Genomic DNA, 16,924 nt, shown 5'->3' on the forward strand with positions numbered 1-16,924 from the left:
GCCGGTAGCCTTACCGCAAAATAATCAGATGCCCCAGAACCTTGTGCTGCTCAAACCCCAACACCCCCTGCAACGAACTCAGCACCGCTTGCGGATCCTTACTCGGAAAGCTGCCACTGATCCGCCGCGCCGCGAGTTCATCGTTGAGCAGCACAATCCGTCCCGGGTAATAACGCCCAAGGTCTTGGACCACCTCGGCGAGTGTCGCCTTGTAGTAATTGAGCCATCCCTGGCGCCACGCCAATTGCGCTTCGCTGTCGACCCCGTGGAGTTTTTCCGCCGAACCCTCGCCATAGGCCGCTTGCTGGCCAGCGGTGAGAATTTGTTGCGCGGCGTGCTTGTCCGCCGTCACACCAACCCGCCCGGACAACACCGTGACCTGCGCGCCGTGCGGTTGCAGGCGTACTTCGAACTGAGTCCCCAGCACCTGCGCCTGGCCTTTTTCAGCGTCCACTACAAACGGCTCACCGGTGTGGGTCACGCTGAAAAATCCTGCGCCGCGCCGCAGCTGAACGTGCCGCTCGCCACGACTGAAATCCACCGCAATCGCGCTGTCAGCATCAAGCGTGACTTGTGACTGATCCGCCAGCGTGACGGTGCGAATTTCCCCCGGCGCCGACACATAGTCCGCGCCCAGATCATCGACCCAGCGCGACGGTTGCCAGCCAGCACCGAAGCCGATCATCAACACCAGACACGCGGCCATCGCCAACGCCCCGGACCAACGCCGAACGCTGGTACGGCGCGAGCGATTCATGGCGTTGAGGTAACCCTGCAAGGCAAACGCGTCTTCATCGGCCAACGTTCGGGCCGGTGTTTCGGTCAACTCCCACACCACTTGCGCCTGGGCGTAAGCCTCGGCATGGGCGGGGTCGGCCTGTAGCCAATGGCTGAAGGTGGCCTGATCGCCGCTGCTGGGCTGATCATGCAACAGACTCAGCCAGGCGAAGGCCGCCTGTTCCTGAGCAGGCGTCGGGGTGACGCGTTCGGTGTAGTTCACGGTGCTTTCCCTGGCATGCGCGGTTCGGGTTCCCGCAGGCTGGCCTTGCAAGCCTCGAGGGCGCGCATCATATGTTTTTCCACGGCGCTTTGAGACAAGCCCATGGCCTTGGCGATCTCGGCGTATTTGCGCCCGTGAATACGGTTGAGCAAAAAAATCTGCCGCGTCCGCTCAGGCAGCGCGCGCAACGCCGCTTCGACGTGACGCAAGTCGTTGCCCGCCTCCAACGCCGCTTGCGGTTCGCTGCCGTGACTGTCGGGTTGATCTGGCATCCAGCCCTCGCTGACCCGCACTCGCGTGCCTTCGCTGCGCAAATGGTCGATGGCGATGTTGCCGGCGCAGCGCAACAGGTAAGTGCTGAGCTCTTCAACCTGCACCAGCGGCCGACGCCAGAAACGCAGGAACAAGTCCTGCACCAGATCTGCGGCCGTCGCCCGACAACCGACACGACGGCTCACCAGCGCTTCCATTTGCGAACGCTGGGAAAGGAACACCTGCAGGAAATGCGCACGCGCACCGCGATGTTCATCGTCTCGGGATTCCGGGGGGCTAGTGATCATCAGGTCAGCCCTGCGCAAACACGGCGACGGGGCTGGCGAGCACGCTCAACCCGGCCAACGCCAAGGCCAGGCGCGGGCGATACGGCATCAACAACACCAGCAGCAAAGCTGCTGAGCATCAACACCGCAAACCACTCCACCAATCCAAGCCCCCAACCCGTCGACGACACCGCAGCCCACAGCGATAACGCCAGCAACAGCCAGCCACTGAGTTTCATCCCTTGACGGCGACGAGCCGAGGGTTTGCGCCCCAACAGTTCGGCGTGATGCCGATCCATCGATAAACACAGCACGGTGAAACCGCCGTAGCACAGCAACAGGGCCAGGAACATTCAGTGCGCCTCTTGCTCAAACATTATCGATTTCGCCCGCGGTCGGGTGACGATTCCAGGCTGCCCCGCGCGCTGCATTTTCCACGCAGCCCACGCGAAAAACAGACCACTGCCCAGGCACGTCAGATCGAAACCGGCCATGGCCCAATCACCCTGCATCAGGGTGACGCCCAAGTGATAAGGCGTAGTCAGCGCGTTCAGCAGCGGCAGCGCACAGAACAGCAACGCCGCCAGCGCCAACTGTTCGACCCACGCTGCACGACCACGGCGGACCATGGCGTGCAACACACTGAAGCCCCAGACGATGAAGAAGCCGTTCACTTCCCAATCCGCCCGCTCCGCCATTGCGACCGGCAACAATCGATTGGCCCAGAAGAACGCCGCCACCGCGACCATCAACCCCGACATGCTGGCGATGTTCAGGACTTCCACCAGCCGCAACTCAAACGGCATCACACCGCTCTTCGCATGTTTGAGCTGACGCTTGCCGAGCCAGATCACCAGCCCGGTACCGATCATCGCGGTGCCCGCCAAACCACACATGAAGTACAGCCAGCGCAACACCGGACCGGCGAAATGGCCCATGTGCAAGCCATAGAAACTGCCGGCAATCGCCATGGTTAGTGCTTGCTTCGGCGTCGTGCTGAGTAGCTGCCCGGTCACGCCGTTGAATGTCAACGCGCTGCCAAAGTCGTGGACCACTCGGTCGGCGCCGTCACGCGCAAGAATGACCGAGGCATTCGCATCGCCCGGATTGTTCACCGTCAGCCGCCCGGCCCGTCCGCCCGGCCATTGCTCGCTGGCCCGTTCCAGCAGCGGTGCCAACGGTGCCAACTGACCCGGCTTGCCTGCCATGTCGGGCGTATTGGACGCCGGAAACACCTCATCGTAAAACGCCTCGGCATCACCTTTGTACGCGGCAAGGATGCTCGCTGGCATCACCATCGTCATGAAAATCACCAGGCTGCTGTAAGTGATCATCAGATGAAACGGCAACACCAGAACGCCCACCGCGTTGTGCCCGTCGAGCCAGGAGCGCTGGCCCTTGCGCGGGCGGAAGGTGAAGAAGTCCTTGAAGATTTTCTTGTGGGTGATGATCCCGCTGATCAGCGCGACGAACATCACCATCGCTGCGATGGTCGACAGCCAGCGCCCCCACGGATAGGGCATCTGCAACTGTAAGTGGAAGCGGTAAAAGAACTCGCCACCGCGTGTGTCCCGGCCCTGCACTTCTGCTCCGGTTTGCGGGTCGAGGCGTTTTTCGGTGAATTGACCTCGCGTGCCGGGCTTGGCCGGCGACTGTTGCCAGCGCACCGACAGGCCCGGCTCTCGAGAACTCGGCAGATCGATCAGCCAGCGCGAAGCACCCGCTGCGTGTTGCTGAAGGTAGTTTTGCGCCAGCGTCAAACTGGCTTCGGAGGTCACCGAACGCGCCGGTATCTCGGGCTGCATCCAGTGGCTGATCTCATCCTTGAAATAGGCGAGCGTGCCGGTCAGGAAAATCGCAAACAGCAGCCAGCCGAAGATCAACCCGGCCCAGGTGTGCAGCCAGGCCATGGCCTGTCGAAAGCCCTCTTTCATCAGTGGCCCATCCAGTACGCCAGCCCCGACACCGCCGCCAAAACCACGCTTGGCACAATCAATCCGAACCAGGCTTGCCACGCACTGCTACAGGCAAAGCACCAGAGTACGGCGACCAGATACACCAGAAACGAGGTCATCATCCCGGTGACCACCGCTTCGCCGCGAGCCATGGGCAGCCACATCGTCAGGCTGACACTGGCCAATGCCGCGACGAGGTAACCCCCCAGCACGGCGGCCAGCACTCGGGAAGTGATGGCTAGGCGGCAGGAAACGGGGAGCGCGGTGATTTTGCCTTTCATGTTTCGACCTTGAAACGGGTGAAGCCTCGTGAACGTCACGGGGCCAACAAGGTCGCAATACTAATGATAAATATTCTCATACGCAAAACAGATCCGATGGGATCGTTGTTACGGCAGTCCAAATGATCGTTCCCACGCGCAGCACAAACAAGAACGGGCCTGCATAAGCAGGCCCGTTTTCAGTGGTGGAAAGGTAAAAAGTGAATCAGGCCTCAGCCGTTTTGTGCAGCCTGTTCGTTCTCGAGAAACTCGTCTTCCAGCAGCGCATCGGCTGCGACTCTCTCGAACGGCACCACAGCGGCACGTGGTTTGCCCCGAAGTTTGCCAAACAGGTGTTCCAGCGCATGTTCGAGTTTTTCGGCCGCCCCGTCGATCGCCAGTTCCAGGGAGTCGGCTTTATGGGTTACAGAAATCGGTTGGTGGCCTTTTGGACGCGCTTCCAGCTGACAGCGCATGTCATGGGGACCGGGCTTGTCGCCGTTCTCGTCCCGCAGATGAACCTCGACGCGTGTCAGGTCCTCTTCATAACGTTCGAGCGTGCTCTCAATGGTAGTACGTACCCACTCCTCCAGTCGGATGCTGCTTTGAATATGGTTATCGCTGTTGACTTGGATTTGCATAGTTCATCCCTTATTTCAGCTAGCTCGCGAGAGGCACATCGGCTGGCCCTTGGGCGTCATCACCGTGACCTCTTACTTACACAATCGGTCTGCTCGCAGAACAATTCAACCCCTAAAAAAAGATAATTTTCGATTCGCAAAAAAAGCCGGACAAGGAGCAAAAGCGCTGTTAAGGTCGGGAGTTGGGTCGCCTGACTCTTTTGTCACAATTGCTCACATCTGGCGCTCCGCCAGCGGGTGCAGGCTTCGAAAAATCCCCGCTTCCTCCACCAGCCAGTCATGCACCGCGCGCACGCCTGGATGGCTCAGCGCCCCAGGCGCATAGAGCAGCACGTAACGCTTGTGATTGGGCACCGCCAGGCCAAACGGCACGATCAACGTCCCCCGCTCCAACTCGTCATTGAGCAACGTTCGCCGCGCAATCGCCACGCCCATCCCGGCAATCGCCGCTTCGATGGTCAGGTGATTGCGATTGAAGGTATGCCCGCGCCGCACGTCCGCACCTTCGAAGCCGATGGCGTTGAGGTAGAACTCCCACTCTGCATACTCGTAACTGCCGCGCCAGGCGGTAATGTCGTGCAGCAACGGAAAATGCATCAGGTCCGCCGGGCCATGCAGCGGCGGCCGACCGCGCAGCAGGCTTGGGGCACAGACCGGAAATATCTGTTCGTCGAGCAAGGTTGTGGATAACAAACCGGGATAGCTGCCGTCATTCAGGTCGATGGCCAAATCGAAGTCGCCTTCATGCAATGGCACGCTGCTGTCCTCGGCCACCAGGCGCAATTGAATGTCCGGAAAGCGCTGCTGCAAACGCGGCAACCTTGGGGTCAACCACTTGCTCAGAAACGATGGAATCGAGCGCACCCGAAGAATCCCACTGATCATTCCGGCGTCCAGTCGTCGCAATTCCGCATCGATGCTGCCGTAAGCCTCGTTGACCGTGATGGCCAGTCGCTGGCCCTCGGCGCTCAGTTCCACACCCCGAGCGCGACGGTGGAAAAGTCGAAACCCCAGCCGTTCTTCCAGTTGTCGGATTTGCTGACTGACCGCACCCGGCGTGATGTGCAGTTCTTCGGCGCAACGGGTGAACGACAAGTGCCGCGCGGCACAGGAAAACACGTGCAGCCAGACGTAAGTCTGGGCGTGCAATTGGCGACTCATTGTTTAGTCCTGCTAAAGGCTATCTTAGGAAGTTTCGTTGGTCACGTAGGACCGAGGTAGGCAGTATCGCCGACATTGCGCTTGTCCTACAAAAATGGCAGCGATTTCTCTTCCATTACTTGTATAGGCTTTAGCATGGCTATCAGTGTTTTCGATCTCTTCAAAGTCGGCATCGGTCCGTCCAGTTCCCATACCGTCGGCCCCATGCGCGCCGCCGCGACCTTCGCCCAAGCCCTGATTGACCAACAATTGCTGGCCGACGTACGGCGAGTAGAAATCCGACTTTATGGCTCGCTGTCGGCGACCGGCGTCGGTCACGCCACCGACCGCGCCTGCGTCATGGGCCTGATGGGCGAGTGGCCGGACAGCATCGATCCCACGTCCATCGACAGTCGAATCCAGACCCTGCGCGAAACCGGCGAACTGTCTCTGGCAGGCAAAACCACCATCGCCTTCAACTGGCAACGCGATCTCCTGCTGCTCGACGAGAGCCTGCCCTACCACCCCAATGCGATGTCCCTGACAGCCTTCGGCGAAACCGGTGAGTTGTGGGAGCAAACGTACTACTCGATCGGTGGCGGTTTCATCATCGAGGCGGCTGAAGCCGAGTCAGGCATCGCGCCCACCAGCGATGTGGTGCTGCCGTACGATTTTTCCAGCGCCGCCGAACTACTCAAGCTCTGCAACCTGCACGGTCTGCGCGTTTCCGAGTTGATGATGGCCAATGAATTGGCCTGGCGCAGCGAAGCCGAAATCCGTCAGGGTTTGCTGCACATCTGGTCGGTGATGCGCGAATGCGTCGAGCAAGGGTTGCGCCATGAAGGCATCCTGCCCGGCGGTCTGAATGTTCCGCGTCGTGCTGCGAAACTGCACCGCAGTCTGTTGGAAATCGGCAAGCCGAATGTCATCACCTCCACGCTATCAGCCATGGAGTGGGTGAACCTGTTTGCCCTCGCCGTAAACGAAGAAAACGCAGCGGGCGAGCGCATGGTCACGGCACCGACCAACGGTGCGGCGGGGATCATTCCGGCGGTGCTGCATTACTACATGAAATTTAACCCGGACGCGTCGGACGATGACGTGGTGGCGTTCTTTTTGGGCGCTGCGGCCGTAGGCATTCTCTGCAAGAAAAACGCGTCTATCTCCGGTGCCGAAGTTGGCTGTCAGGGCGAAGTTGGCTCCGCCTGCGCCATGGCCGCCGCCGGGCTGGCGGACGTGCTCGGCGCCACGCCCGAGCAACTGGAAAACGCCGCCGAAATCGGCCTGGAACACAACCTCGGCCTGACCTGCGACCCGGTCGGCGGCCTGGTGCAAGTGCCGTGCATCGAGCGCAACGCCATCGCCGCCGTGAAGGCGATCAACGCTACGCAAATGGCCCTGCGCGGCGACGGTAAACACTTCATTTCCCTGGACCGGGTGATCCGCACCATGCGCGATACCGGCGCCGACATGCACGACAAATACAAAGAGACTTCACGGGGCGGCCTGGCTGTTAGCTGGGTGGAGTGCTGAGGAGCATTCCTTGACTGCGATTCTGTTGGGGTACAGCGGGCGCTGACCAACACCTTGAGCAGCTTCATGAAACATCAGTTGCACATCGCCCCGCCACCGCGGCGATTCTGTCGCTGGTGCTGATCTTAGGTCTGATGTCCATCGTCCGTTGCGGCCAAGGCGTCATCGTCAAAAGCATGAGCGTGCTGGTTTACCCGTTTGTCGCAGCGTTGCTGCTGCTCGGCGTGAGCCTGATCCCGAATTGGAACGGTGCATTCTTTCGCCACCGCCATTGAAGGCATGTCGATGCCGCTGTTCTTCAAGACGTTTTGGCTGGCGATCCCGGTGATGGTGTTCTCGTTCAACCATTCGCCGATCATCTCCGCCTTCTCCGCCGATCAGAAACAGCGTTACGGCGAGCAGGCCGAACGCAAAAGTAGCGGCATCCTCGCCATCGCCCACGCGATGATGGTGGTGACGGTGATGTTCTTCTGCTTCAGCTGCGTGCTGGCCCTGTCCCCGGCTGATTTGGCGGTGGCGCTTTCAGGGTCTGATCGTGAAAAGCCTGGGCGGCCGAGGCCGGGTGATGTCAGCGAGTTGGCGGAACCGCGTGACCGCGCTGTTCATGATCCTCAGTTGCTGGGCCGTGGCGACGTTCAACCCGAGCATCCTCGGCATGATCGAAACCCTCGGTGGGCCGATCATCGCGTGCCTGTTGTTCCTGATACCGATGTACGCCATCCGCCGCGTGCCGGCCTTGCGCCAGTATTCGGGTAAGGCCTCGAACGTGTTCGTGGTGTTGATCGGTTTGATTGCACTGTCTGCGATCATCTACTCATTCATGCCCTGAAACGGGCAGGCAAAAAGAAGGCGGGCTGTAGTGCCCGCCTCTTTTTTGCCGTGTCTATTGTTCGACAATTTTTCCGGCATGCCCCTTGCTGTGCCTTTGCACGGGTGAAAGTACATGAACATGGAATGCCGGTGGTCTGGTGTTGCGAACTAATCCCGATCACGGCCGGTCAACAACTGCACGTTCAATCAGGCGGTAACGCATCATGGACAATCCTTTTCAGCTCATTACCGATGCTTTTGCACCGGAATATCAGATCAACCTGAGCATTCAGGGTCTGGATGGCAGCATCATGCTGACCCTGTCCAACAGCGGTCACGTGGTCGCCAAACGGATGATCAGCGCCGAACAACGCAATGACCCCCAGCGCCTCAAACGCCTGGTGCAAAGCATTCAATTCGGCATTGCCATCGAACAGGGCCACAGCGCCGTGGCCATCCTCGAAGCCATGACCGACGGCGACAATCACAACCTGCCGCCGCCACGCGTCAAGGGCCACAGCCGGCCAGCCATGAGGCTTTAAAGCTCGCCCTTCTCGACTTCGGGATGCTCACCGGAACCCGCACCGATCTTGCGCTGCGGGTGTTCGATCTTCACCGAAGGGAATTGCGACGAGGCGTAACGCACCACCAGAATCGAGAACGCCAGCAGCAGAATCCCGCCGCACAGGTAGATGATGCCGATATCCGGCGGGTTGTGGTGCGAGACGTTGGAGATCAGCAGCCGCGTCAGCGCAGTGATCGCCACGTAGATCAGGAAGCGCACCGGCATGTGGTTGGTCTTGAAGTAAATCCCGACCATCGCCCCCAGTTCCAGGTAGATGAACAGCAGCAAGATGTCATCGATCTTGATGTGCCCCGCCTCGATCATCTGCAAAAACTCCATCACCGCCGCCCACGCGGTGACTGCACCGATGGCGAACAACGCCAGGTAGTGGAAGGTCTCGACGAATAGGTTGCCCAGAGACTCGGCCAGTTGATGCACGTTCTGCCGCAGGTTCTCGGCCCAGTTGATTTTCACGATGATTCTTCCTTAGCTCGGTTCGAGCGGATGATGCGGGTTTGACGTGACGGTTGTTCTGCATGCAGAAAAAAGGCCAGAGGCTGTTGGGTGAGATGGCGATAGGCTGCCACTGGACACTTTTGTGGAGAGTTCGAGGGCCTCATCGCGAGCAAGCTCGGCTCCCACAGGTCTTGCGCAGACCACCTGATTTCGGTCTACATTAAAAAGCCACTACCCAAAGCGCAGGGATTCGCTTATCCTTTTCGCTGTATATAAATACAGTAGTCGAATAAGACAACTTAATGTGAAGGCATGTGAGGTGGTGAATGGCCGTCGAAGTGGTATACCGCAGCAGCCGAGATCTGGAGCGCTTGTTCATGGATAAAGCCGAAGCTGACCGTCATGACAAAATGCTCGAACTGGCCGAGTTGCTGGCTGAAGTGTTGCACAAAGCCGTTCCGTCCCTGACCGAACAGCAAGTGGAAGAAGCCGGGATCTACATGGCGAAGAACCGCGATGTGTTCGCCAAGGCGTTCAAGAGCCAGCCGGACGCGTTGTCCGAATTGCTCAATGCGCCTGCTGAAGTCGTTGAAAAGGCTGCCCCCGTTGAGGCGCCTGCACCTGTTGAAGTCGCTGAGCCGACCAAGCCGGCAAAAGCCCCCAAGGCCGCCAAGTAAGCAACGCCCGAATTGAATAGGCCCTGAGTCAAAAGACTCAGGGCCTTTTTCATGCCTGCGAAAAACCTACGCGTCGGGTTGTTCCAGCGCCTCGACCAGCGCCTTGAAGAACCGCGCCGCCTCGCCCCCCGTCACCACGCGATGATCGAACGTCAGGGACAGCGGCAGGACCGGGTGCACCACCACTGCGCCATCGACCGCCACCGGTTCGTCGCGAATCGCACCAGCGGCGAGGATTGCCACTTGCGGCGGCACCACCACCGGGTTGGCGTAGCGACCGAACAAGGTGCCGAAATTCGACAACGTCAGGGTCGCCCCCATCATTTCCTTGGGCGGAATCGATCGCGCCTGCACGTCGGCCCTTAATCGCATGACGCCTTCCTTCAAGTCAGCCGGGGTGCGGTGACCGACATCGCGCAGCACTGGCACGAACAAGCCGTCCGGGGTGTCCACGGCGATGCCCAGATCGAGCCGTTCGTGTTGTTTGAGCGACAGGCTTTTGCCGTCGAAGGCGCTGTTGAGCACCGGTTCCACGGCGCACGCGGCCGCCATCGCCTTGGCCAGGCGAATCAGCGGTTCGCGGGCCTGACCCCAGCGATGCAGGTCGGCGTCACCGAAAATCGTCACCGGCACGACTTCGGCGTGGGACCGCGCCATGTTCAGCGCCATGCTGCGCCGCACACCGCGCAACCGTTCGCCGCCGAAGCGATCCAGTTCAGTTTGAGCCGCGTTTTCCACATCCGTGCGGGTGATCAGCCCCTCGTGGCCGGAGCCGGTCAACCCGCTCAGCTCCACGCCGAGTTGCCGAGCCAGTTGCCGCACGGCCGGCGTGGCGCGAGTCGCCAGATGCTCTCGGGTCGAGGGGGCAGCCCCAATGAAAAACGAGTCCTCCTGACTGCTGCCGCCACCTTCGAGTCGCCCCACTACGGTGCCCGCATCGGCTTCGCCTTCGTAGCCGAGCAAGGGTTCACCGACGTGAATAATGTCGCCCTCGCCGCCGTAGAGTTTCGCCACCACGCCGTCATAGGGGGCAGGGATATCCACTAGCGCCTTGGCGGTTTCTACCGACACCAGCAGTTGATCGGCCTTGACGTTATCGCCGACGGCGACGTGCCAGCGGACGATTTCCGCCTCCTGCAAACCTTCTCCCAGATCCGGCAGTTTGAAATATTTCATCAAGGCCTCCGTGGGTTCAGGCGAATTTCAATACCGTGTCACAGGCGTGAAGAATGTCTTCGACGTTGGGCATGTACAGCGATTCCAGTCGATACAGCGGCGGCGGAATGTCCGGCGCGGTAACCCGCTGGATCGGTGCCTGCAACTCCAGCAACACCCGCTCGTAGAGACTGGCGGCGATTTCTGCACCGACGCCACAGGACCGCGGCGCCTCGTGGACGATCACACAGCGACCGGTCTTGCGCACCGAGGCTTCCAGGGTGTCGAGGTCCAGCGGCTTGATACTCGCGACATCGATCACTTCCGCCGAGACGCCCCGTTCGGCCAATGCGGTGGCGGCTTGCAGGGTTTCCATCACGCTGGCGCCCCAGCTGATCAAAGTGATGTCGCTGCCTTCGCGCAGGGTGAAACAGCTGTCCAGCGGCAGGCGTTTACCGTCATCCACCAGCGTTTGCGGGTTCATGCGATAGAGCCGGGTCGGTTCGAGAAACACCACCGGGTCCGGGTCATCAATGGCCGCCAGCAACAAGCCATAGGCCCTGGCCGGCGATGACGCAATCACCACCCGCAGCCCTGGAATGTGCGCGAACAATGCTTCAGTGCTTTCGCTGTGATGTTCCGGCGCGCGAATCCCTGCGCCCATCGGCGTGCGCATCACCATCGGGCATGTGATCCGCCCGCGCGTGCGATTACGCATGCGGCTGGCGTGGGACACCAGGTGTTCCATGGCCGCGTAGATGAAACCCATGAACTGGATTTCCACCACCGGCTTCAAACCCTGAGCGGCCATGCCGACCACCAGCCCGCCGAGCATGGTTTCGGCCAGCGGCGAGTCGATGACTCGCTTGAAGCCAAAGCTGTCACGCAGCCCTTGGGTGGCGCGAAACACGCCGCCGTTCACTCCGACATCCTCACCGAGGACGATGACGTTCTCGTCTTCGCTCATCGCCCGATGCAGCGCGAGATTCACCGCTTCCAGCAACGTGACTTTGCCGTTACTCATGGCTCGAATCTCCCGCTCGGCGCGCCGCCTTTTCGAGCAACTCTTCACGCTGCCCGGCAAGGGACGCCGGCCATTGGACGTAGACGTGATCCATGATCGATTCGGGCGCCTGAGTACCCGCTGCCTCGAAGTTATCCACAGCGCGCTGCACCAAGCCTTGGCATTCGCTGATCAGCGCCTGTTCGCGGCCTTCGTCCCACACGCCCTGGTCGACCATGAAACGTTGCAGGCGTTTGACCGGTTCTTCCAGCCAGGCCTGTTTGACCTCGTCCGCCGGCCGGTAGCGTGTGGCATCGTCAGCGGTGGTGTGGTCGCCGAGGCGATAGCTCAGGCATTCCAGCAACACTGTGCCTTTACCATGACGCGCCCTTTCGAGGGCCACGTGTACTCGGTCGTAAACCGCGAGCATGTCATTGCCGTCGACCTGCTCACCGTGGAACCCGGCACCGATCGCTTTCTGTGCCAGCGTCGGGGCGCCGCACTGAATCCGTCGTGGCACCGAGATCGCCCATTGGTTGTTATTGACCACGAACACCACCGGCAACTGCCAGGCACCGGCGACGTTGAGGGCTTCGAGGAAATCGCCCTTGCTGGTGGCGCCGTCGCCGCAGGTGGTGACGGCGACCCGATGTTCGCCGCGGATTTTGAATGCACTGGCAACGCCGCAGGCATGCAGGGCCTGGGTGGCAATCGGCACACAGATCGGAAAGTCCTGGGCCGCCGCCGGTTCGGTAAAGTCGCTGCCGCGCTCGTCGCCGCCCCAGTACAGGAGGATTTCTTCCATGCGCACCCCACGCATCAACTGCACGGCGGTGTCACGGTAATACGGAATCAGCACGTCTTCGGCGTGCATCACGCTGCCGACGGCGACGCCAATGGCTTCCTGGCCCAATGTCGGCGCATAAGTGCCAATGCGCCCGGTGCGTTGCAGGGCGACGGCTTTCTGATCGAAAAGGCGGGTCAGGACCATCTGCCGATAAAGGCGCGTCAGCAAATTGAAATCGTCGGCCCAGGCAGGAAGTTCGCCGAGCAATTGGCCGTCAGGGGATAAAAATCGGGTGTAAGGCAGCTCAACCTTGTGAGGCATCAAAGGGGCTCCTGGCACGCCGCGTCAGCGTGCGTCAGTCAAGCCTGACGCTTGTGGCGCCAGGCCTAGGGAGCAAGTCTGGGATAGGCCCTCACTCCTTCATCGGTTCAACCTCATCGATACAGCACTTTCTCCGCCAACTCGTCAGCCACTCGGGCCGGCGAGCGTTTTTCCGCCTGGGCATGGGCGAAGACTTCGGTCAGCCGGGAGCTGATTTTCGACAGGTGTGCGGTGATGGTCGTGAGCTCTTCGCCGCGGTGCTTGAGCGAAACGTAGATCAACCCTCCGGAATTGATCACGTAATCCGGCGCATACAGAATGCCCCGCCGCTCCAGTTGATCGGCGACTTCCAGATGGGTCAGCTGGTTGTTCGCCGAGCCGGCCACCGCTGCGCAGCGCAGTTGCGTCACGCTGTGGCTGTTGAGCACGCCACCGAGGCCGCAGGGCGCGAGAATGTCGCAAGGGGTGCTGAGCAGCGCCTCGTTGGCGATCGGATGAGCGCCGAGTTGCTCCATCGCCAGTTGCACCTTGCCGTGATCGATGTCGCTGACCAACAGTTCGGCGCCGGCGGCGTGCAGTTGTTCCGCCAGGGCAAAACCGACGTTGCCCAAACCCTGGATGGCCACGCGCAAGCCTTCGAGGTTGTCGCTGCCCAGGCGCGCCATCGCAGTGGCGCGGATGCCAGTGAACACGCCCATCGCCGCGTGCGGTGCAGGGTCGCCCGCCGAGGTGGTGCTGGTGACGTGCAGGGTCTGCTGGGCGATGCAATCCATGTCCGCCACGGAGGTGCCACTGTCGATGGCGGTGATGTAGCGGCCGTCGAGTTGATTGATGCAACGCCCGAAGGCTTCGAATAGCGCGGCGCGGTTTTCCACATGGACCGGGCGCACAATCACCGCCACGCCGCCGCCCTGAGCCAGGCCGGCCAGCGCCGCCTTGTAACTCATGCCTTGGGCGAGGCGCACCGCATCCTCGACGGCGGACTCGTCGCTCGGATAGGCAAGGTAACGACACCCGCCGAGGGCAGGCCCCAGACGGCTGTTATGAATGGCAATGACCGCCTTCAACCCGGTGACCGAGTCGACGCTCAGATGCAGGGATTCAAGGCGAGTGCTTTGCATGAGAGCGAACATCGTAGGGCTCCCGAATCACTTCTTGTAGTCGCCAGTATAGGCTTGCGCCCGAAAATTGCAGAAGCGCACCGGAATAAGCGACGTCGCCAAGCAGACTTTCGGACATAACCTGTAACCGCCTATGTTCGGCACTGGACGAATGCCTGAGACGGGGCTAAAACGAGGCATTACCCGGAGATTTTGATGACCCCCCGCCAACGTTTTTTCGACTGTCTGCAACGTTCACCGCCCGCGCTGTTCGAGGCGGCGCTGTGGATTGCCGCCGAACACGACACTGAGGTAAATCCCGAAGCGGTGCTGCACGATTTCAAGGACCTGCAACAACGGGTCAGTTATGGCTTGCCGATGTTGCCGGTCAGCGAGTTGGCCCAGCCGTTGTTACGGCGCATGAATGACCTGGGATTCGCTCAGGACGACTCCACGCCATTGCGTCCGCAAGTCGCGCTGGTCAATAAAGTGCTGGAACGCAGACGTGGGCAGCCGCTGAGTCTGGGATTGATTGCCCTGGAACTGGCCAAAGGTCTGGAAATCCCCATGGTCGGGGTCAACTTCCCCGGGCATTTCCTGCTGCGGGTACCGGGCGCCGATCACCTGCTCGACCCATGCGGCGGACGTCGGTTGTACCCCAACGATTGCCGGGAACTGCTGCATCGCCAGTACGGCCCGAACATGCAGCTTGGCGCCGAGCATTTGCTCACCGCCGAGCCGGTGCAAATGCTGCAGCGGCTGTCGCGCAACCTGCGTCAGTTACACCTTTCCAACGATGACTACATCGGCGCCCTGATCGACGCCGAACGTGTGCTGGAACTGGGCAACGCCATCGCCTCCGACTACCTGGCCCGGGCCAGCCTCTATCAACGGCTGGATTGCCCGAACGCCGAGCGCTTTGACCTGGAGCATGCCCTGCTGCTCAGTGACGACCCGATCCAGCGGATTCGCCTGACTGAGCGATTAGGGCACCTGCCGCCTAACTCAATCGTCCATTGATAACGTTTTACGGTGTATCTGGCTGATTCGCCGGATGCGCCTGGATGAACGCCGGATGCGTCGCCGCCAACGCCGCCACTCGACGAATCCGCGGATATGCCTCAAGTGAAATGCTGAAACGCTCGGCCGCATACAACTGCGGGATCAGGTAGATATCCGCCAGCCCAGGCGTCGGACCAAAGCAGTACCCTTCATCGCCGATCAACTGCTCCACCGTCGCCAACCCTTGGCTGATCCAGTGCCCGATCCACTCCACCACTTGCGGTTCATCGTGCCCCAACTGCCGCAGCTTGTTGAGTACGCTGACGTTGTGCAGCGGATGCACGTCGCAGCCAATCACTGCCGCCACGGCACGCTCATCGGCGCGAGCGGCGAGGTCTTTGGAGAGCAGCGGCACCTGTGGATAACGTTCCTCCAGGTATTCGATGATCGCCGGTGACTGGATCAGCAGTTCGCCTTCGTCGGTGCGCAAGGCCGGCACCCGGCCTTGCGGATTAATGCTCAGATACGGCGGCTGTCGATGTTCGCCACCTTGCGGCGCGATCAGATTGATCGGCAACGCCTGGTAATCCAGCCCCTTGAGCGCCAACGCAATGCGCACCCGATAGGACGATGTCGAACGGTAGTAGGTATAGAGTTCCATGACCCGATCCTCTTAGCGCGCCGGCAGCACTTTGCCACGGCATTCGCCGAAACCGATGGAGGCAAAACCGTCGCGGGTGCAACGAGCCCGCAGGATGATTTCGTCGCCATCCTCAAGGAACTTACGCACCTCGCCGGACGCGAGTTCGATCGGCTTTTTACCGCCCTCGGTGATTTCCAGCAGGCTACCGAACTGACCGTTCTCAGGCCCCGACAACGTGCCCGAACCGAACAGGTCTCCGGCCTGCAATTGGCAACCGTTGACGCTGTGGTGCGCGACCATTTGCGCCACGGTCCAGTACATGTGTTGGGTATTGCTGAGGGTCAGGCGATGGGCCGGCAGTTTTTGCTCGCGCAGGCCTTCGGTGAGCAGCAGCACTTCCAGTTCGATGTCGAAGGCACCCGCCGCTTGATCGCGTTTGTCGAACAGGTACGGCAGCGGCTGCGGATCGCCTTCCGGACGTGCCGGCTGAGCGCGACGGAACGGCTCCAGCGCTTCGGCAGTCACGACCCACGGCGAGATGCTGGTGATGAAACTCTTGGACAGGAACGGCCCCAGCGGCTGGTATTCCCAAGCCTGAATGTCGCGCGCCGACCAGTCGTTGAGCAGGCAGAAACCGGCGATGTGATCGGCAGCGTCACCGATGGCGATCGAGTCGCCCATCTCGTTGCCCTGACCGATCCAGATGCCCAGTTCCAGTTCGTAGTCCAGACGTGCGCAAGGGCCAAAAGTAGGCTCGGTTTGGCCGGCTGGCAAGGTTTGACCTTTCGGACGGCGAACATCGGTGCCCGACGGGCGAATGGTCGAAGCGCGGCCGTGATAACCGATCGGCACGTACTTGTAGTTCGGCAGCAACGGGTTGTCCGGACGGAACAGTTTGCCCACGTTCTGCGCGTGCTCGATGCCGACGTAGAAGTCTGTGTAGTCGTTGATTTTCGCTGGCAGGTGCATCTCGCAATTCGCCGCCAGTGGCAGCAGTTTTGCGCCTTGGGCTTCAATCTTGCCGTGCAGGGTGCTGCCTTCCTTGAACAGTTCCAGCAGGCGTTCACGCAGGGCAACGCGAGCGTCACGACCCAGTTCGAAGTACGCGTTCAGCTGACCGCCACGGGTGGCTTCGACTGCAGTTTTTGCGACGCCATCGAACAGCCCGGCGTCCAGTGCAGCTTCCAGATCAAAGATATGTTCGCCAATGGCCACACCACTGCGCGGTGCCGAACCCTTCACGCTGAACACGCCCAGCGGCAGGTTTTGCAATGGGAAATCAGCATGACCGTTGGCGGAGGCAATCCAGCTACGAGTGATGGAAGTCTGAGTCATGG

At 60.7% G+C, this 16,924-nt stretch carries 16 protein-coding genes and 3 pseudogenes; 5 read left to right on the forward strand and 14 right to left on the reverse strand.

The genetic code is table 11. The features are described 5' to 3' along the window. Positions 1 to 10: 10 nt before the first annotated feature. The 7 genes and pseudogenes from FQ187_RS05990 to FQ187_RS06020 all read right to left on the reverse strand — a co-directional run bounded on the left by FQ187_RS05990 (position 11) and on the right by FQ187_RS06020 (position 5,556). On the reverse strand, positions 11 to 1,000 hold the full coding sequence (locus FQ187_RS05990; protein ID WP_149628779.1) for a FecR family protein: 990 nt from the start codon (positions 998 to 1,000) through the stop codon (positions 11 to 13). After that, complete coding sequence (locus tag FQ187_RS05995) at positions 997 to 1,560, reverse strand: RNA polymerase sigma factor (protein ID WP_149628780.1); 564 nt, start codon at positions 1,558 to 1,560, stop codon at positions 997 to 999. The genes FQ187_RS05990 and FQ187_RS05995 overlap by 4 nt, the downstream gene beginning before the upstream one ends. A 4-nt stretch (positions 1,561 to 1,564) precedes the next feature. Beyond that, positions 1,565 to 1,892: pseudogene (locus FQ187_RS06000) on the reverse strand (DUF3325 domain-containing protein). Continuing rightward, on the reverse strand, positions 1,893 to 3,473 hold the full coding sequence (locus tag FQ187_RS06005; protein WP_149628781.1) for a PepSY domain-containing protein: 1,581 nt from the start codon (positions 3,471 to 3,473) through the stop codon (positions 1,893 to 1,895). Continuing rightward, complete coding sequence (locus tag FQ187_RS06010) at positions 3,473 to 3,775, reverse strand: DUF3649 domain-containing protein (protein ID WP_149628782.1); 303 nt, start codon at positions 3,773 to 3,775, stop codon at positions 3,473 to 3,475. Before FQ187_RS06010 ends, FQ187_RS06005 begins: the two co-directional genes overlap by 1 nt. A gap of 212 nt (positions 3,776 to 3,987) precedes the next feature. Next, positions 3,988 to 4,395: an HPF/RaiA family ribosome-associated protein gene (locus tag FQ187_RS06015; RefSeq protein WP_074873857.1), complete on the reverse strand. Its 408-nt coding sequence runs from the start codon at positions 4,393 to 4,395 to the stop codon at positions 3,988 to 3,990. Positions 4,396 to 4,608: 213 nt separating this feature from the next. Further along, positions 4,609 to 5,556 carry a LysR substrate-binding domain-containing protein gene (locus tag FQ187_RS06020; protein WP_008150625.1) on the reverse strand — a complete coding sequence of 316 codons (948 nt, stop codon included), beginning with the start codon at positions 5,554 to 5,556 and terminating at the stop codon, positions 4,609 to 4,611. Positions 5,557 to 5,691: 135 nt separating this feature from the next. Here FQ187_RS06020 and FQ187_RS06025 point away from each other — a divergent pair, with 135 nt between their 5' ends. From FQ187_RS06025 to FQ187_RS06035, 3 genes and pseudogenes are all read left to right on the forward strand, one after another. After that, positions 5,692 to 7,068, forward strand: coding sequence for an L-serine ammonia-lyase (locus tag FQ187_RS06025; RefSeq protein WP_149628783.1), 1,377 nt, complete (start codon positions 5,692 to 5,694; stop codon positions 7,066 to 7,068). A 39-nt stretch (positions 7,069 to 7,107) separates the two neighbouring features. Next, a pseudogene (locus FQ187_RS06030) lies at positions 7,108 to 7,897 on the forward strand (HAAAP family serine/threonine permease); the annotation flags it as partial. A gap of 205 nt (positions 7,898 to 8,102) precedes the next feature. Then, positions 8,103 to 8,420 (forward strand): DUF3509 domain-containing protein, encoded by a 318-nt coding sequence (locus tag FQ187_RS06035; protein WP_149628784.1) that lies wholly within the window; start codon positions 8,103 to 8,105, stop codon positions 8,418 to 8,420. Here the strand turns inward: FQ187_RS06035 and FQ187_RS06040 are convergent. Then, positions 8,417 to 8,917 (reverse strand): phosphate-starvation-inducible protein PsiE, encoded by a 501-nt coding sequence (locus FQ187_RS06040; protein WP_008150634.1) that lies wholly within the window; start codon positions 8,915 to 8,917, stop codon positions 8,417 to 8,419. The two genes, FQ187_RS06035 and FQ187_RS06040, sit on opposite strands and share 4 nt — an antisense overlap. 308 nt (positions 8,918 to 9,225) lie before the next feature. Here FQ187_RS06040 and FQ187_RS06045 point away from each other — a divergent pair. Beyond that, positions 9,226 to 9,480: pseudogene (locus tag FQ187_RS06045) on the forward strand (YebG family protein); the annotation flags it as partial. 162 nt (positions 9,481 to 9,642) lie between these two features. Here FQ187_RS06045 and FQ187_RS06050 read toward each other — a convergent pair. The 4 genes from FQ187_RS06050 to FQ187_RS06065 form a co-directional block, all read right to left on the reverse strand. Then, positions 9,643 to 10,752, reverse strand: coding sequence for a dihydrolipoamide acetyltransferase family protein (locus FQ187_RS06050; RefSeq protein WP_149628786.1), 1,110 nt, complete (start codon positions 10,750 to 10,752; stop codon positions 9,643 to 9,645). A 16-nt stretch (positions 10,753 to 10,768) separates the two neighbouring features. After that, complete coding sequence (locus FQ187_RS06055) at positions 10,769 to 11,755, reverse strand: alpha-ketoacid dehydrogenase subunit beta (protein WP_149628787.1); 987 nt, start codon at positions 11,753 to 11,755, stop codon at positions 10,769 to 10,771. Next, entirely contained in the window at positions 11,748 to 12,842 is a 1,095-nt protein-coding gene (gene pdhA, locus FQ187_RS06060) for a pyruvate dehydrogenase (acetyl-transferring) E1 component subunit alpha (protein ID WP_149628788.1), read from the reverse strand. Before pdhA ends, FQ187_RS06055 begins: the two co-directional genes overlap by 8 nt. Positions 12,843 to 12,955: 113 nt before the next feature. Beyond that, a complete protein-coding gene (locus FQ187_RS06065; protein ID WP_149628789.1) occupies positions 12,956 to 13,975 on the reverse strand; it encodes a Glu/Leu/Phe/Val dehydrogenase dimerization domain-containing protein in 1,020 nt (339 codons plus the stop codon). A gap of 183 nt (positions 13,976 to 14,158) precedes the next feature. Here FQ187_RS06065 and FQ187_RS06070 point away from each other — a divergent pair, with 183 nt between their 5' ends. Beyond that, positions 14,159 to 14,962: a SirB1 family protein gene (locus tag FQ187_RS06070; protein WP_149628790.1), complete on the forward strand. Its 804-nt coding sequence runs from the start codon at positions 14,159 to 14,161 to the stop codon at positions 14,960 to 14,962. 7 nt (positions 14,963 to 14,969) lie between these two features. Here the strand turns inward: FQ187_RS06070 and maiA are convergent, their stop codons facing one another. Both maiA and fahA read right to left on the reverse strand, forming a co-directional pair. After that, entirely contained in the window at positions 14,970 to 15,605 is a 636-nt protein-coding gene (gene maiA, locus FQ187_RS06075) for a maleylacetoacetate isomerase (RefSeq protein ID WP_149628791.1), read from the reverse strand. Between the two features lie 12 nt (positions 15,606 to 15,617). Then, positions 15,618 to 16,922 carry a fumarylacetoacetase gene (fahA, locus tag FQ187_RS06080; protein WP_149628792.1) on the reverse strand — a complete coding sequence of 435 codons (1,305 nt, stop codon included), beginning with the start codon at positions 16,920 to 16,922 and terminating at the stop codon, positions 15,618 to 15,620. Between the last annotated feature and the right edge of the window lie 2 nt (positions 16,923 to 16,924).

Source organism: Pseudomonas sp. ANT_J28 (genome assembly GCF_008370005.1).
GTDB lineage: Bacteria > Pseudomonadota > Gammaproteobacteria > Pseudomonadales > Pseudomonadaceae > Aquipseudomonas > Aquipseudomonas frigoris.

Coding starts and splice junctions, on each gene's coding strand:
- FQ187_RS06020 (WP_008150625.1), bottom strand. CDS start 5,556: ATGAGTCGCCAATTGCACGCCCAGACTTACGTCTGGCTGCACGTGTTT.
- FQ187_RS06015 (WP_074873857.1), bottom strand. CDS start 4,395: ATGCAAATCCAAGTCAACAGCGATAACCATATTCAAAGCAGCATCCGA.
- pdhA (WP_149628788.1), bottom strand. CDS start 12,842: ATGCCTCACAAGGTTGAGCTGCCTTACACCCGATTTTTATCCCCTGAC.
- FQ187_RS06010 (WP_149628782.1), bottom strand. CDS start 3,775: ATGAAAGGCAAAATCACCGCGCTCCCCGTTTCCTGCCGCCTAGCCATC.
- FQ187_RS06055 (WP_149628787.1), bottom strand. CDS start 11,755: ATGAGTAACGGCAAAGTCACGTTGCTGGAAGCGGTGAATCTCGCGCTG.
- FQ187_RS06035 (WP_149628784.1), top strand. CDS start 8,103: ATGGACAATCCTTTTCAGCTCATTACCGATGCTTTTGCACCGGAATAT.
- fahA (WP_149628792.1), bottom strand. CDS start 16,922: ATGACTCAGACTTCCATCACTCGTAGCTGGATTGCCTCCGCCAACGGT.
- FQ187_RS06025 (WP_149628783.1), top strand. CDS start 5,692: ATGGCTATCAGTGTTTTCGATCTCTTCAAAGTCGGCATCGGTCCGTCC.
- FQ187_RS06065 (WP_149628789.1), bottom strand. CDS start 13,975: ATGTTCGCTCTCATGCAAAGCACTCGCCTTGAATCCCTGCATCTGAGC.
- FQ187_RS06005 (WP_149628781.1), bottom strand. CDS start 3,473: ATGAAAGAGGGCTTTCGACAGGCCATGGCCTGGCTGCACACCTGGGCC.
- FQ187_RS06050 (WP_149628786.1), bottom strand. CDS start 10,752: ATGAAATATTTCAAACTGCCGGATCTGGGAGAAGGTTTGCAGGAGGCG.
- FQ187_RS05995 (WP_149628780.1), bottom strand. CDS start 1,560: ATGATCACTAGCCCCCCGGAATCCCGAGACGATGAACATCGCGGTGCG.
- maiA (WP_149628791.1), bottom strand. CDS start 15,605: ATGGAACTCTATACCTACTACCGTTCGACATCGTCCTATCGGGTGCGC.
- FQ187_RS06070 (WP_149628790.1), top strand. CDS start 14,159: ATGACCCCCCGCCAACGTTTTTTCGACTGTCTGCAACGTTCACCGCCC.